This is a genomic window from Nonomuraea zeae, from assembly GCF_005889725.1.
GTDB classification, from domain to species: domain Bacteria; phylum Actinomycetota; class Actinomycetes; order Streptosporangiales; family Streptosporangiaceae; genus Nonomuraea; species Nonomuraea zeae.
The window spans coordinates 1-14,800 of the sequence record NZ_VCKX01000006.1 but is presented as its reverse complement, the minus strand read 5'-3'; the positions used below and the strand labels follow the sequence as shown (position 1 = coordinate 14,800).

12 protein-coding genes are annotated in these 14,800 nt (G+C 62.4%); 7 read left to right on the top strand and 5 right to left on the bottom strand.

Annotation, left to right across the window (positions count from 1 at the left end; genetic code table 11):
* Positions 1–6: 6 nt before the first annotated feature.
* Together ETD85_RS03245 and ETD85_RS03240 are read left to right on the top strand one after the other, a co-directional pair.
* Positions 7–918 (top strand): DUF2797 domain-containing protein, encoded by a 912-nt coding sequence (locus ETD85_RS03245; protein WP_138688072.1) that lies wholly within the window; start codon positions 7–9, stop codon positions 916–918.
* 52 nt (positions 919–970) lie between these two features.
* Positions 971–1,807, top strand: coding sequence for a class I SAM-dependent methyltransferase (locus tag ETD85_RS03240; RefSeq protein WP_138688071.1), 837 nt, complete (start codon positions 971–973; stop codon positions 1,805–1,807).
* Positions 1,808–2,142: 335 nt separating this feature from the next.
* Here ETD85_RS03240 and ETD85_RS03230 read toward each other — a convergent pair whose 3' ends face one another.
* The 3 genes from ETD85_RS03230 to ETD85_RS03220 form a co-directional block, all read right to left on the bottom strand.
* Entirely contained in the window at positions 2,143–2,643 is a 501-nt protein-coding gene (locus ETD85_RS03230; protein ID WP_138688136.1) for an NUDIX hydrolase, read from the bottom strand.
* 227 nt (positions 2,644–2,870) lie between these two features.
* Positions 2,871–3,629, bottom strand: coding sequence for a very short patch repair endonuclease (locus tag ETD85_RS67225; RefSeq protein ID WP_338087123.1), 759 nt, complete (start codon positions 3,627–3,629; stop codon positions 2,871–2,873).
* A gap of 38 nt (positions 3,630–3,667) precedes the next feature.
* On the bottom strand, positions 3,668–4,987 hold the full coding sequence (locus ETD85_RS03220; protein WP_138688069.1) for a DNA cytosine methyltransferase: 1,320 nt from the start codon (positions 4,985–4,987) through the stop codon (positions 3,668–3,670).
* A 205-nt stretch (positions 4,988–5,192) separates the two neighbouring features.
* On the opposite strand from ETD85_RS03220, the gene ETD85_RS03215 reads away from it, so the two are divergent.
* The 3 genes from ETD85_RS03215 to ETD85_RS03205 all read left to right on the top strand — a co-directional run bounded on the left by ETD85_RS03215 (position 5,193) and on the right by ETD85_RS03205 (position 11,408).
* Positions 5,193–6,029, top strand: coding sequence for an Eco29kI family restriction endonuclease (locus tag ETD85_RS03215; RefSeq protein ID WP_138688068.1), 837 nt, complete (start codon positions 5,193–5,195; stop codon positions 6,027–6,029).
* Between the two features lie 67 nt (positions 6,030–6,096).
* Positions 6,097–6,813 (top strand): Eco29kI family restriction endonuclease, encoded by a 717-nt coding sequence (locus ETD85_RS03210; RefSeq protein ID WP_138688067.1) that lies wholly within the window; start codon positions 6,097–6,099, stop codon positions 6,811–6,813.
* A gap of 1,298 nt (positions 6,814–8,111) precedes the next feature.
* Positions 8,112–11,408, top strand: a complete 3,297-nt coding sequence (locus ETD85_RS03205) for a P-loop NTPase family protein (RefSeq protein WP_138688066.1) — start codon at positions 8,112–8,114, stop codon at positions 11,406–11,408.
* A 224-nt stretch (positions 11,409–11,632) separates the two neighbouring features.
* Here the strand turns inward: ETD85_RS03205 and ETD85_RS03200 are convergent, their stop codons facing one another.
* The gene (locus ETD85_RS03200; protein WP_138688065.1) at positions 11,633–11,875 is read right to left on the bottom strand and encodes a hypothetical protein; all 243 of its coding nucleotides are present in this window, start codon (positions 11,873–11,875) and stop codon (positions 11,633–11,635) included.
* 399 nt (positions 11,876–12,274) lie between these two features.
* Here ETD85_RS03200 and ETD85_RS03195 point away from each other — a divergent pair, with 399 nt between their 5' ends.
* Both ETD85_RS03195 and ETD85_RS03190 read left to right on the top strand, forming a co-directional pair.
* The gene (locus ETD85_RS03195; protein ID WP_138688064.1) at positions 12,275–13,324 is read left to right on the top strand and encodes a M15 family metallopeptidase; all 1,050 of its coding nucleotides are present in this window, start codon (positions 12,275–12,277) and stop codon (positions 13,322–13,324) included.
* Positions 13,300–14,118, top strand: coding sequence for a phospholipase D-like domain-containing protein (locus tag ETD85_RS03190; protein ID WP_138688063.1), 819 nt, complete (start codon positions 13,300–13,302; stop codon positions 14,116–14,118). The genes ETD85_RS03195 and ETD85_RS03190 overlap by 25 nt, the downstream gene beginning before the upstream one ends.
* A gap of 343 nt (positions 14,119–14,461) precedes the next feature.
* On the opposite strand, the gene ETD85_RS03185 is transcribed toward ETD85_RS03190, so the two are convergent.
* Positions 14,462–14,689 carry a tyrosine-type recombinase/integrase gene (locus ETD85_RS03185; RefSeq protein WP_240778890.1) on the bottom strand — a complete coding sequence of 76 codons (228 nt, stop codon included), beginning with the start codon at positions 14,687–14,689 and terminating at the stop codon, positions 14,462–14,464.
* Positions 14,690–14,800 lie beyond the last annotated feature (111 nt).

The window sequence follows — 14,800 nt, the reverse complement described above, 5'->3', positions numbered from 1 at the left end:
ACGCACATGCCAGTGCCTCCACCCGACGGCGAGTACGTTTGCCATGGCGTCACCTGGACGACCGGTGATCCCCGGCTGCTGCTCGCCCCTCTGCCCGACGGGCCGCTGATCTACGCCGAGATCATGAAACAACGGCTCGGCTTCCAGGTGATGAGTACCGGCCGATGGTGCACCGGTCGATACCGGTTCGCTGACACGGTCCGCGTTGAGGCCCTCGCCTGCCCTCATCGCGCAAGGGCCACGCAGAGCGGCCAGTGCGCCGCGTGCGCGGGTCAGGACGACTTCCGCTTCGCCCACCAGGTCCACCAGGGTGGCCACGCCCCCGATGCCCTTCGCCGGTACATGGCCCAGCCACACTGGCTGTACATGGCCACCTTCGCCGATGGCACCACCAAGGTCGGGACCGCGGCCGAGCCGCGCAAACGCTCCCGCCTGGACGAACAAGGCGCTCTGTGGGCTACTTACCTGATCAAGAGTCCCGACGGCCGCTCTGTGCGCCACCTCGAGGACACTCTCGCGAGCCGTCTACAGGTCCATCAAACCGTGCGGGCCACAGCCAAGCTTCAAGCCCTGGCGGACCTGGCCGACCTGTCCACCGCTCACGCCGCCCACCAGCAGACCATCGCCCGCGCGGCCGACGTGCTCGACGCCCCAATGGTGATGGAGGCATGGACGCCACCGGCCGAGGGTGAACGCCTCCGCACCGCCGACGGCACGCGGGTGCTGTACCCACATGACCTGCGTGAGGGCGAGCACGGCTTCACCCCCGTCTCCTTCCTGGGCTCCCAGGTCCTGGCCCTCCTGGAGCAGGGCGACGACATCGGCTATCTGCTCGACCTCGGCAAACTCAAGGGCTGCCGCATAATCCTGGGCCCGTTCACCTCTCCCGACACTGCGGTCCAGGCTTCCCTATTCTGACCCAGCTCTTGGCTACAGCGTTCAATCGCCCAATCCTGAAGTGAGGCACGCATTGGCACCCCCTGACGCCATCCTCGGTTGGGACGAGGACACCACGGCCGAGGCATACGCCGCCTTCACCCGCGACTTCCCCATGTACAGCACCACCAGCCGAGATCTCGCCCGTCGCGCCAATCTCACCGCCAGCCGGCTGGTGGTCGACCTGTGTGGCGGAGCGGGCGCAACCGCCGAGGCCATTCTCGCCCTGGCCCCGCCCCAGGCCCGAGTCATCTCCTTGGACACCGCCGCAGCCATGCAACGCGTCGGCCGCCGTACGCTGACCGACCCGCGCCTGTTCTGGATCAACGCCCCAGCCGAGGATCTGGCTGACCACGTCTCAGGTCCGGCCGACGCCGTGGTGTGCAACTCCGCGATCTGGAAGACCGACGTCCCTGCCGTGTTCGCAGCCGTCCACCGTGTCTTGCGGCCCAGCGGTCGCTTCGTGTTCAACATCGGCGGAGGCTTCGCCGGGGTCACCTACCCCGATAAGAGGACCGTACGCGCCCGTCCCTCGCTCAACAGGCTGATTCAACAGGTCGCCGCCCGCGACTACGGCTACTCCCAGCGCCCTGCCCCTGACACCCTCAAACTCCCACTGGAAACCGCCCTTGAGCACCTGGTCTCAGCCGGTCTGACCGTGGTGGACACCGAAGTCACCGCCCAGCACAGCACCATGGAGGAGCAGAAGGCGTGGCTCTCCATCCCGGTGTTCGCGCGGCCCGACGGTGACTTCACCCATGAGCAGCGTATGGAAATCCTGGACAAGGCATACGCCCTGACCACGCCCGGCACTCCGACCGTGACGAGCTGGCTCGTCGTGGTAGCCCAACGGCCCAGGGAGACACCGTGACCACCCCGTCCCGCTCCACTCCTGGTAAGAAGCGATGCGACCACACCAGCGTCGGGGTGCTGATCTCCTCGCCGGCCGGCATCCTGGTGTTCGAGCGGGCGACAGCCCCAGTAGGGATCGCGCCGGTGGGCACATCTCAGCCAGCTTCAGCAGTACGCCCAACGCAACGCCGCATATGCCGCCGGTCGGATCAGCGAGGCCGAGTTCACAGTACGGCCCCGGGCCGGAACCGGTTTGGGCGCGCTTCCTGCATGACCTGCGATTCGTACTCCTGACCGGTGGCGTCCTCGCCGAGATCGACCGAGGGATCTGACTGTGCCGCAGTGTCGCAGCACTCAGCGCGTCCTGATCGGATCCTCGGCCGCCAGCCAGCGCACGTACGCCTGGATACGGTGATGGTCCTCAGGGAAGACGGACTCCCACTCTTCATTGAGACCGAACCACCGCGCCGGCTGTCCGTGCTCACCGCCCAGCGGCACGTCGCGGTCGACGATCGCGGCGTACGACAGGCCCAGCGTCGGCGACCAATCGGCACGATAGGACCTGACGCAAGCGGCCGCAGGCACGGGCAGCAGCTCGGCTCGCAGTCCGGTCTCCTCAGCGAGCTCACGTGCCGCAGCGGCGCGCGGCGTCTCTCCCGGCTCCACCTTGCCGCCTGGCGGTACCCATCCACGCCAGCGGTGCTTGACCAGCAGGACATGCCGGAAGGCCGGATCGGTCACCCAGACCTCGGCGGCCAACGGCTCCATCGGCTGCCAGCGGGCTCGTTCCAGCCAGGCTCGCACGTCATCGAATTCGAGAACCGCCAGCCAGACGTCGGCGACCGCCGCCTCCAAGATCGCCTTGCCAGGCTCACCGTGGATCACCCGCACACCCTACGCCGACCGACATATCGATCGCCGCGATCACAAGATAGCTGAGCTTCCCCTTGTTCTCCGGACAGATCGCGTGGGAGAGACTGACGTCGTACTCCTTCGTGTATCCCGCACCGGAATCACGGTTCCAGTTGCATCAGCTCATCACCAGTGTTCTGTGCGGGCGGCTGTCAGCCGCGATTGGCTCACTATCGCACCGGCGAGCGAGACACCGGTTGGTACGAAGCTCCCCGTACCACCTCGGCTATACGCGCGGCCGCAGCGTATACGTCTTCGTGCTCCCATACGCGGATCACTGTCCAGCCAGCCTCGCAGAGCAACCGGCTGGTTTCGCGATCGCGCTGCTGGTTTGTAGTGATCTTCTGGCGCCAGAAGTCCGAATTTTTCTGGGACGGCCGATAATGCGTAGCTTCAGGGCAACCATGCCAGTAGCAGCCGTCGACGAACACCGCGACCTTGGCCTTGCTGAACACCAAGTCGGCAGTGCGACGCAATTCAGCGACCGGTCGGCGGGCGACACGGTAACGCAAGCCAAGGGCGTGTATAGCGGAGCGCAGCCGACGCTCCGGCACGGTGTCACGGCTCCGATTGCCCTTCATCACTTGACGAACGGCGGGGGTTGACGCCCACGAAGCCTCTATTGGCGACGAAGACGGCGCTCCAAGCAATCCTTTATCTTTCACAGCCTGCCATGCGGCGGCTAGATTCTCGGCGCGGGTATCGCAATCGACTTCCCCCACATAGACAGCGGGCGACTTCCCCTTATCCGACCAGCGAAGGTAGGCGCGGATACGCCGAGTCTTGGCATATACCTTGAGCTCAATAGAGGCACACGCCCGGCGCCCGTCACCAAGCTCGACATATCGGAGTTCGTGACCACCAGCGGCACGATCTTGCTCTGCGGAGCGTCCTTGACGGGTTCGGGCACGCCCCTTCCAGGCTCGCATAGGAGGCGGTTTGTCCTTCCAGCGCCCCTCACCAGAGGTCATATGCTCCCCTCAGCCTCACGCAGCGTTTCAGCCACCGCCTTAGCGAAGATCTCTCCGAGGCGCACCGGCACCGCGTTACCTAGCTGCCGCATCTGCTCACCGCGGGGGCCCTCAAGCCGCCAGGTGTCAGGAAAGGTCATAACTCGCGCAGTTTCGCGTACGGTCATATACCGATGAGTGCCGTCGTCGAGGATCATCACCGACTCCCCGCCGGGGACCCCGTGCACGCCGGCTTTGACTGTTTTCGCTGGGCGGTCGAGCTCGTTGGGGGTGTGACCGGGGTAGATCCGCGCGCCAGGCCAGCCAATGTGATCGGTTACCCCACCAAGGTTCCGTTCTTCTCGGTCCAGATACTTGGCCGGTATAGGTGGGAGCGGCTTGCCTTCGTTCTCGTCAATACCTCGGATCGCGTCCCGCAGAGTCCGCCACGGTTGGAGATCATCGGCCGTAGAGGGCGAACTGGGCACGCGGGCCATAACTCTCTTACGGACGTCTTCAGGAACTTTGTGTCGCTCCCAGTACGTCCCATCGACCATCGATCTGTAGAGCGCGGCCTCAGAGTGGGTGGGCTGCACCCGCCGCTGAAACGCCTCCAGATCGACGTTAAGGTCCGCCCGGAAGGCCACGATAATGATGCGGTGCCGGATTTGCGGGACGCCGTAATCTGCCGCGTTTACTTGGGTCACGACGACTTGGTACCGCCGACTTGGATCCGTGGTTCCATCAGCGAGTTTTCCTCGCAAGACCGCGTCGTGCTCCTGCCACAGCACATTGTTGTCACGCTTCTCGAAGGGAAGTTCCAACTCGCGCAAGATGTATTCGAAGTACGGCTTAAACGAGGGGCGTAGCAGGCCACGGACATTCTCACAGATGACTGCCTTGGGCTTCATCTCCCGAATGGCTCGGAACATCTCAGGGAACATGTTCCGCTTGTCTTCATCGCCCTTGGCCACTCCGCCCAGACTGAAGGGCTGGCACGGCGGGCCGCCAGCGAGGACGTCCACCTTGCCCTCCAAGTAGGAGAACTTGATCATCTTGATGTCCCCAATGGCAAGCGGCGGCCGCTCACCTGGTCCAGGGATCCAAAGGTAGCCGCCCTTCTCGGCTTCGTCCGCCTTCGCCTCTTCCGCCTCGACATCTACGGGGAGCGGCTTCTCGCCGTTAAGCGCGAGGGTCTCGCAGGCTCGCTTAGCGACCTCGTTGAACAGCAGTGGCCGGAAGCCAGCACGCTGGACCGCCATCGCCAGGCCACCGCCGCCGGCGAACAGCTCAACGCCGGTGCGGTCTATGTCTAGTTCTTCCCGCTGCTCAGCCATAGCGAAAGTGTACCGCGGAATTGTTGATCTTCAACTGTATTCGCGACCGGATTTGGACCAACCGAACGCCCGGACTAGAGCGTTTGTGCAGGATCGTGCCGCGACACTAGGATCAAGCACCGATGATCCGGCAACAAGACCTCATCCGGAAGGTTGCTCTGGGAGACTCTTGCCTGATCAATGGGCGAGTTGAGTGGGGGCCACGATGATCCTGGCAGCCAGCGCGGAGTTCAAGCTGAGCATCACCAAGGCCCTGACCGATCAGCTTGGCGCGACACTCGCGCCATTGAGCCCGGCCCCCCTTACAGCAGCCAACCTTGCGGTGCTCAATGCTCGCCCTGGCGTGTATGAGCTGTTTCTGCAAGGTCAGCGAGTGTATGTCGGCAAGGCCGCTCGATCGCTGCCGGACCGCCTGAGCCAGCACCTGAGGAAGATTTCAGGTCGAACCAACATTGACCTCGACGACATGTCGTTCGTGGCCGTGTACGTCGACGAGGACTTGGACGCAGCCGCACCCGAGAAGCTCCTGATCAAGAAGTACCAGCACAGTGGGGATATCCCCTGGAACTCGAACGGCTTCGGCAACAAGGATCCTGGGCGCAAGCGGGACCAGAGCATGGTGAAGGCTGCGCACTTTGACGCGCACTATCCAATCAACCTGAACTTCCCATTCGAGATCACGCCCGGCGACTACACCGCTGCAGCTCTGTTGAAGGAGGCCAAGGCTCTTCTTCCGTTCACCTTCCGGTTCGAACAGAAGAAGAAGGGCGCGACCAAGATCTACAAGGACACGGTCATCTCAGTTCTCGACGAGATTGCCACCGTGCAGGACCTCGTGGCACGCCTTGTGGAGACATTGCCCGGACAGTGGCAGGCGACCGCCCTTCCTGGCTACATGATCCTCTACCCGGAGCTGGCCGCCTACGAGAGCGCACTGATGTGGTGGCGACGAGGTGACGATGGCACTGTCGCCGTCACCCAAGGGCCCCAACACTTCGCCGGAGGTGACGTCATGGATGAAGGCGCTGATGACGAAGATTGAGCAGTGGAGACCTGACACTGTCGCGACACGTCCGGAATTGTCAGAGCAACCCCATAGCCTCTAAGACATGGGCAACGCCTTCGGTGGCTATGAGCCGTACAACCCCCTAGACGAGAAGAACTTAGCCCAGAGCGTCGCGGACGCTCTGGAGCGTGAACGCGTCCATCTCCTTCCACCTGCGCCCTTCACGGGTCCTGGCCTCTACGCCCTCTACTATGTGGGCGACTTCGAGCTCTACGCCTCACTCGGCGAGATGTGCCGGCGCAACGCCCGGCCCGGAAACCTGGATGTCGGCCCAGAAGCTGTACCGATCTACGTAGGGAAGGCAGCCGCCAGCGGAAGCCGCCACGGCAATCTGAAGAACGCCAAAGACAAGACCTTGAGCGACCGGATCAGGAAGCACATGCGCTCGATCGAGGCGGCTGCTTCCACGTTGCGGGTCCGAGACTTCCGAGTCCGCTACCTGCGGGTGAAGGACATCTGGATTCCGCTCGGCGAGTATGGTCTGCTCCAGCGCTACGCGCCCATCTGGAATAGGGTTTTGGACGGCTTCGGCAACAACGACCCTGGACGCGGCCGAGCCGATCAGGCACGTTCCCCATGGGACACCCTTCATCCCGGCAGAGTGTGGGCGGAGAGGCTCCCCGTTAACCTCGACCCTCCAGAGCACTTCGAAGCGAAGGTCCGACAGGCAGTGCAGGCAACGGTGCGCCATCAGCCTTTGCCCGAGACCGCGCTCTCAGATCAACCGGCCCTCGATCTTAGCGACCTCATAGATAGTTGATCGCCCATGCACGAACACCACAACCATGGAGTCCTTGGCATTGACTTCCTGGCTATCGTTCGGCATCACCCGTGAGAGTGGGCAGGTCCAGACCTGCCCACTCTCACGCCACAGCCCCGATTCAAGATCGCCTGTTCTGTCTCCACAACCTTGTACTCATAACCAGACCTCGTGCCGATTCCTCGGCGAAAACCGGCCTCCCCAGGCAGAAGACGGCCGCTTTCAAGGCATATAGGCCCAAACGTGCCCGGTTCGCGGTTTGTACATGACGGCGGATCGGGGGCAGAGCGGGACCTTGAAGCGGCGCGGGTGACAGGTTCGTCGAAAAGGGCGTCGACCGGGGATGGGGCGGGCAAGGCCACCCCGGACCGGCGTTGGGCGGTGGTTAGCTTGGAAGCGCTGCTCCAGGCTGGTTGTCAGAGCCAGCGCTGGGGGCAAGGCGGAAGACCACGTGCCTGCGGCTGTGGCCGGCGATGCGGACGGGAACGTCGCGGCGCAGCCTGACTCTACGGGCGGTCCTGCGCTGGGCGCTGGCGAGGCGGCGAACTTGCTGACCGAGAGCATGTGCGCAAGCGACCCACTGATCACGGCGCTAACCCTGCTACCCGACTGCCTGATCACGGTGTTGGGCCATGGGTCTGGAGCAGCCTCTACGGCTGTCGGTGCAGATCTGACGGAAGAGCCAGGAAGCGAACAAACTCGTCCTGACTGGCCGCAGCCTGCTCGTCGCCGGACGCGGCACATGACAAGCCGGGCGATGACAGGCCTTGCCCATCTTGCTGGAAGGCGGTATTGGAAGTTTTGGCGACCCGGGCATCGAACCCAACCACCAGCCTGGTCATACAAGATGGCGCACGCTGAGGCGATCCGAGCCCGGGCGCCTCAGGCATCGCCGTCGGCGTCGCCGTGACCTCGGCATTCAGTTCGATGGTGACCGATAACCGGGGTAGGCCCAAGTGAATTCACACAAGCAGGGAACGAACTCACCGTGAACGAGCTATCGTGTGAAGTAGCACAGGACGCACAGTAAGCACACAGCTCTCACTTTTATCTATTTCAGCAGGTCACGCGAGGGATACCCCGGACGTGCCCACCGGCGTCACGCCTTGTTTCTGCAAACCAGGAGCTTTGTCGTGTCTGCATTCCCTCACGGCCCCTCAGCGGCCATGACGTCTGATCAGTGTTACGACGCCCTACTGGGCTGTCTCTCCCGGCGCATCATCGATCAAGCCGTTGGGGTATCCATCCCAGCAGGCACTCGCTTGCTGGACCAGCCACACAAGCAACTGTGGCTTGGCATGCTCGCCAGCGAACCTAAGCTGATCGCCGAAACCAACGCGGGCTTCCGCGGGCTCCAGATAACCCCTCCCGCCCAGGGTTTTTCCTTTCGCGTGCGACGCCTTCCCGACAGCTTGACCGTCCAGGTGAGCGCGGCGGTCTACCTGGCCCTGCACCCGACTCTCGCCGAACAGCGCGACGCGGCCGATGCGGACTCCATTTCGGGCTCCGAAGTCGCAGTCGTCGAGACCGGGCTGCAACCAACGCTCTCGGCAGGGAGCTCACAGACTAGTAGCGTAGGATCTAGAAACGGCCACACGAGCGGCTACAAAATAGCCCGGATCTGGACAAAGGCCGCAATGGGTCCTGTTCAGATAACTGTCCCGCTTTCTTCAGATGGGGCAAGGTCAACGCGCGTGGGTGAGGCCGAGATCACGGCCGCGCTGCGTTCCGCCACCGCAGCCCATACCCCCCTGCTATTCCGACAGCGCCGTCCAGGTGTCACAGATGCGGGGTTGCCCCGTGACCACGACCTCATCAACGAACGAACCTGGGCTGCCTACAGTGCGCGCTGTCTCGTTCATCCGGCAGACATAACGCCGCCCGAACATCGAGCGGCTATCGAAATCGATGTCACACCGATCGACGGTTTCTTTGAGGTATTCGTCGCGGTGGTAAACACCAGTCCCGCTCCCAAGGAGCAGCTGATCGACGGCGTCCGCCCTTATGACGAGGCGTATCTGGACACCCGCCTCTGTGAGGTGACGCTGACAGCATGGGCCGATACCCATATCGAGCCATATGAGCTGGAGCAGGTCGCCCAGTCCCACCGCTATGAGCGAACCGTTCCCGCATTCGGACATGCGTCCCCCGTTACCTGCCAGACCGAAGCAGGACGAACGACACTGAGGACCGAGTTCGCCGCAGAAGAACCAACATGGCGCGCTTATCCTCGCGAGACCTCTAAGGACCAGCACGGTGGAGAAGCTCCGATCGACACGTCCTTTGACTCGCTGATCAAGGATCCGGTAGGCACTATCTCCAAGCTTGTAGAGATGCTCGAAATCTGGGTTAGCGATCACTGGGGGGAGACCGCCCTCGATATATTGCAGACAACGAGGGGATGGGATACCCACGCGCGAGAAGAAGCCGAACGAGATTCACGTGCCGCGCGAGAAGAAGTCGAATGGATACGGACCGGCCTGGAGGCACTACGCTCCGACCCGCACGTCCGTGACGCCTTCATCGCGGCAAACAAAGTGATCAAAGCCGCCGCGCAGGACGAATATTCAGCTTGGCGACCGTTCCAGATCGCCTGGATCGTCGGTTGCCTTCCTGGGATGGTTGCACCCAGGAAGTACCCCAAGGTAAACATCGTCTGGTTCCAGACCGGTGGCGGAAAGTCAGAGGCCTATCTCGGGCTCATGCTGGTAACACTCTTCTATGGGCGTTACACAGGAGTCACCGCCGGTGCACAGGTGTGGGCCCGGTTCCCGCTACGACTGCTCGCCATGCAGCAGACCGAACGCTTCGCGAAGATGGTTTTCAACGCCGAACTGGTCCGTCAGGATGACCCTCGCATCTCCGGCACAGCAGCTTTCGGCATTGGCTACTTCGTCGGGGGAGGCAACACCCCCAACAAGCTCTACAAACCTGGGGGCACTTTCAGCGGCCCCGACCCAAGAGCACCTGAAACAGCGGAAGCATGCCGCGTCCTGAGCGACTGCCCACTGTGTGGCAAGCATGTCGATGTCAAGTGGGATGACTCAAGTCACACCATGCGACATATATGCAACAACGTGTCCTGCCGGCTGGCTGGAGTACTGCCGGTATGGGGCGTCGACGACGATATTTACCGACGCGCCCCGTCCGTACTGGTTGGAACCGTAGACAAGCTTGCCCAGCTCGGGCAAAACCAGGCGTTCCAAATTCTCCTCGGGCGCGCACATTCCCGCTGCCCTAAGCATGGCTATTCGGCCAACCCCACTTGGTGTTCAGTGTTCGGTTGCAAGGAAGAACGGCATCCCGTACCAACGGGTTTTGGCCACATACGCCTGGAGATCGCAGACGAACTCCACCTGCTCGATGAAAGCCTCGGCGCGCTCGATGGCATGTACGAGTCTCTACTACAAACGATCAGCGAGCATCTTAAGAACGAGCCCTTTCAGATCGTCGGCGCGACCGCGACAATTGAGGGATATCACGACCAGGTACGCCATCTCTACGAGAGAGAAGCGCACCGCTTCCCGGTAAACGGCCCAGAACCCGGTGAGACTTTCTGGTCGACAACTCGGGTCGGCGATCCCTTGCGTCGTTATCTCGGCGTGCGGTCGCGAGCGAGCACCATGGTCACTGCTACCCGTGAGGTAGCGGTTGTTCACGCTCGCTGGGTAAAGGACCTTCGCGATTGCCCTAGGGCTGTGGTCGCAGAGGCTGGGCTCGACCCCGAGGATGGCGACGTCGTCGAAGCCGCTCGGATCGCGGGCGAAGATCTATACGAAGTGCTCGTCGCGTACTGCCTTCGCAACGAAGACCTGACCAGCTTCACCCGTGACCATGCGGTCCGTGAACTCCTCAACAGCGAGGACAACCTCGTAATCATCAACGGGGACGCCGATTCGGGGACCGTACGCTCTGCCGTTTCCCGACTGCTTAGTCCGCCAAAGGATGACTCTCGCCGAGTAAAGATCATCACAGCAACGAAGGCTATCGGTCACGGCTTCGATGTGGCTAGGCTCGGTGTTATGGCGGTCATGGGCACGCCGACCCAAGCTTCCGAGATCATCCAGGCTTCCGCCCGCGTGGGACGAAGCCACCCCGGCCTTGTGGTTAACGTGATCAATCCGAGCAGGGACAGGGACGCCAGCGTCTACCGCTATTACCCGGAATGGGTCCGTTACCTGGATCGACTGGTTCATAAAGTACCGGTGAACCGCCAGTCCGTGCCCGTACTCAAGCGCGTTCTGCCCGGCGGGCTCATGGCCTGGCTCCTGCAAGTGCTCGATCGAAAATGGATCACTGGAGGCCGGCGGCGCCGCTCTCTCGCGGACTCGACTGCGTTCCGCGACGCAGTAAACAGTGGTGAGATCAAACAGGACATGCTCGTCACCCTGCTACGTCGAGGCTTCTACATCAGCGACACGAGCGTCTACCACCGGATGCATCGAGAGGCAATCGACGCTTGGGTCGCGGATCAGCTCACCGGCCTCCCGCTACGCGCGGAGAGCGGCAAACGGATACCTGAGCTGCTGCATCCGTCTGTGCCTCGGTCTCTTCGTGACATCGAAGAGCCTCTGACTATCTACGGCGACGTATAGCCACGCGGACAGTCCGTCCGCTTCGCCGTCCTTTCCCGCCTACGAGGAAGAACTTCGTCATGGCCTTCGACAAGCTCAATCGCAGCAACATTGGAGCGCTCTGGCGCTACATGCCGGGGCAGCCTTACAACTGGTCATCAAGAGAATCTGTCATCGGTGAACCTCCGCGCCAGGTTACAGCCCTCGATGTCCCTGAGGGCTGGGTCGCCCCGCAGCTTCGCCGCCTACTCCTCCCCTTCGCCGCTGCCAACGCCTCCGGCCCAGGAGCCAAGGCTGAACTGGACGTCATCGATCGGCGACAGTTCAACCTGGTCAAGGCCGAGGATCTCAAAGCCAGTCGCTTCCCCAACACCTTCCTGTGTCGCCACTGCCGCGCCTTCCAGAAGGTCCATATCGGAGACCCGGTACCGGCCTGCCCCTTGGGGCAGCATGGGCCGATGGAGCAGTTCTCCTGGGGCGAAGTCCACGAGTGCGGCCACCTTGCGGAGATCACCGCACCCCGATGCGACTCCGGCTGCCGCGCGCCAATGCGGCTGCACAACACGCGGGATCTACAGATATCTCGGTGGTACTGGACCTGCACTCGGTGTCGGCAACGCCCCGAGCAACCAATCACGCGGTGGTGCACCACTTGCCGTTCCGGCCGCCCACAGGTGATGCGCGTGCCGCAGACCTCGGCTTACTACCCACAGCAGATCACTGTGATCAACCCTCCCACGCGAAGCGGCTATGCCGCCCTAGCGCATGAGCGGGTGTATGCGGCAGCCGTAGCACAGAGCCTTAGTATCCTGCCACGTGGCGCGGAAGGGCTGAGCCTGGCTGCCGGATCCTCCCTAGCTGACGGCGCTCTGCGACAGGCACGGGAGATGGCGGCCACCCTGGGACTCAAGCCAGGCGACCACCTGTACGAACAACTCCTCGCAAAAGCGAAACAGCGAACAGGCGACGCACCTGCTTGGGCTGCCGAAATCGATGCCCTTGGCAGAGATGGTGAAACCATCGAGGCGTTCGGCGAAGAGTGTCGCCAACTGGGGCTGGCATGGGATGCCGCCCCATTGACGGTCCAGAATCTCCTCGACGGAGACGCGGGAACCCCGCTGGAGCCGATCTATCAGCGATACCGCGAACTCTTCCTCCACTATGGGTTCGCCGACGTCACGCTGCTACGAGAACTGCCCATCGCATACATCGTGGCCGGATACACACGTATCAGTGGAAGAGCTGTGTCCACTACACGTCGCGGCACTGAAACCACAGCACGGTTCCGGTTCTTTCCCGCTGGCCGCGACAGTAAGTTCCCCATGTACGGTGTGCGCACCGAGACCGAAGGGCTTCTCTTTCAACTTGACAAGCTTAAGGTGATCCAATGGCTTGCGAATTCGGGTGTCATCGACGATCCCGTCGTTAGTACACAGAGGGATGCCCAGAAGTGGCTCTATAGGTTCTCCACCCCGGTGGCTGACGCCTTCAGCACTCCCGACAACTCCATCACAGAAGCGGTTCTAGGGCTCGTTCATTCGATAGCTCACCGCACCATGAAAGCTCTCGCCTCCAGATGCGGACTCAACGTCGACTCGCTCGCCGAGTACCTTTTCCCCACCAACTGCGCTTTCCTTATCTACGCCAATACGCGAAGCGAATTCACACTCGGGGGACTAGAGCACGTCTACCGGTTCGATCTAGAAGATGCGTTGCGTGAGCTAGATGCAGAAAAGCGATGCGTATTCGATCCCCCATGCCGACGAGACTTCGGCGGAGCATGTGCCGCCTGCCTCCACATCTCAGAGGTCGCTTGCACCCGGTTCAACACCGTCCTCGACCGCAACCTCCTGTTCGGAACACTCCCTCCGCTTGACGGCTCAGTCTATGCAGATCGCGAGGATGTACAGCGGTGGCACGGGTACTGGAGCCGCTAAGACCACTCGTAGCTCTCTATCTCCAGGCCCAAGAGCCGGACGATATCGCGGCGGCCGCAACCAACTTCGCGGCCGCCGCAGGCACCGGTTGTGAGATTGTCGAGCTCATCGGCAGCGCGGTGACAGATCGCCGTCTAGTTCTACCCGCGCTGATCCACGCGGGCGTTCTCGACCGTGGGGGGCAAGTTACCCGCACGGCGCCCCTCCTCTTAGCTCAGGCACATGCCATGACCGCGATGGCCGTAAAGGAGAGCTGGGACCTCGTCCTGACTGTGCCCACCTTCTTCAAAGCGACTCTTGGAGAGATGACCCGCGACCATGGAGGTCCTGGCATCCCTCTCGACACCGGGCCAACGATACGCGACGTCGCCGGGCAAGCCCGGCGACGCTTAGTGATCGCCGCGCCATATCTGCACGCGTCATTCATCGAAGTACTCGCCCCCCATGTGAAAGTATTACTGAAATCTGGAGGCTCTGCTCTCGTGGTCACGCGGGGGCTCTCATTCACTTCACCTTATCGTTCGGATTACAACGTGGAAGCGGTAGCCGTCTTGCGGGAGGCTGCCGGCCCTGCCATTGAACGGCTCTTTGTCCGTTCCTGGGATGAAAATGGTTTGGGCATTCATTTTAAGGTGGTCATGGCCGACAGCAACATCGCGTACATAGGCTCGGCAAACCTCACCCCGGGAGGCACCTCCGCTCACGCTGAGGTAGGCGTACTGTTACGGGGCACCAAGGTCAGTGATCTAGCTCGATGGCTCGAAGCTGTAGCTCAGCAACTCACGCCGCGTTGATTGCAAGTGTCACTCAACTGAGTGTCCAGCGCGTCCGGCGCTCTTCATCCAACATCCAGTGTCGGCGCTCCGTACGAACTGTTCCGCGATAGTTTGGCGACAGAGAGGTGACAGCGCCCGGTCGATTGCTCGTCCGGGCGGGCAGGTGGGACCACGCTAGGCGATGTGGATCCGGTGTAGGGGGCTGGGGATAACGCTGGGCCATGTGCGGCCGGTGGTGCTCGCCCCTCGGACACCACGAAGGCCCTGAGAATGTGCAGGTCACAGGCTCGGGGCTTTTTCATTTCTGCCTCCAGAACGAGCCGTGATACTCCGCTGATACTTGTGGGCCTGAGCACGAGGGTTACGCGCTCTCGACCAGGGCCGCGAACCAGTCGGCGGCCTCTCGCTGATTACCGGGCATGACATGAGCGTAGACCCGGAGAGTGATGGCGGGGTCGGCGTGGCCGAGGCGCTCGGCGACCATCTTCAGTGGCTTGCCGCCCGCGATGAGGATCGTGGCGTGAGTATGGCGGAGGTCGTGAGTGCGCCGTGAGGCGCGGTGAGTCGAGTGGAGGTGAAAGACCTTCACCGCTGACCCTGTCGCAGCAGGGAGGTGGAGCTGAGGGCAGCCTGATCCGGGTGGTGCCGGGGAGGGCGGGAGCAGCCCTGACAACGCCGGGACGGGCCAGTACTACCAGAT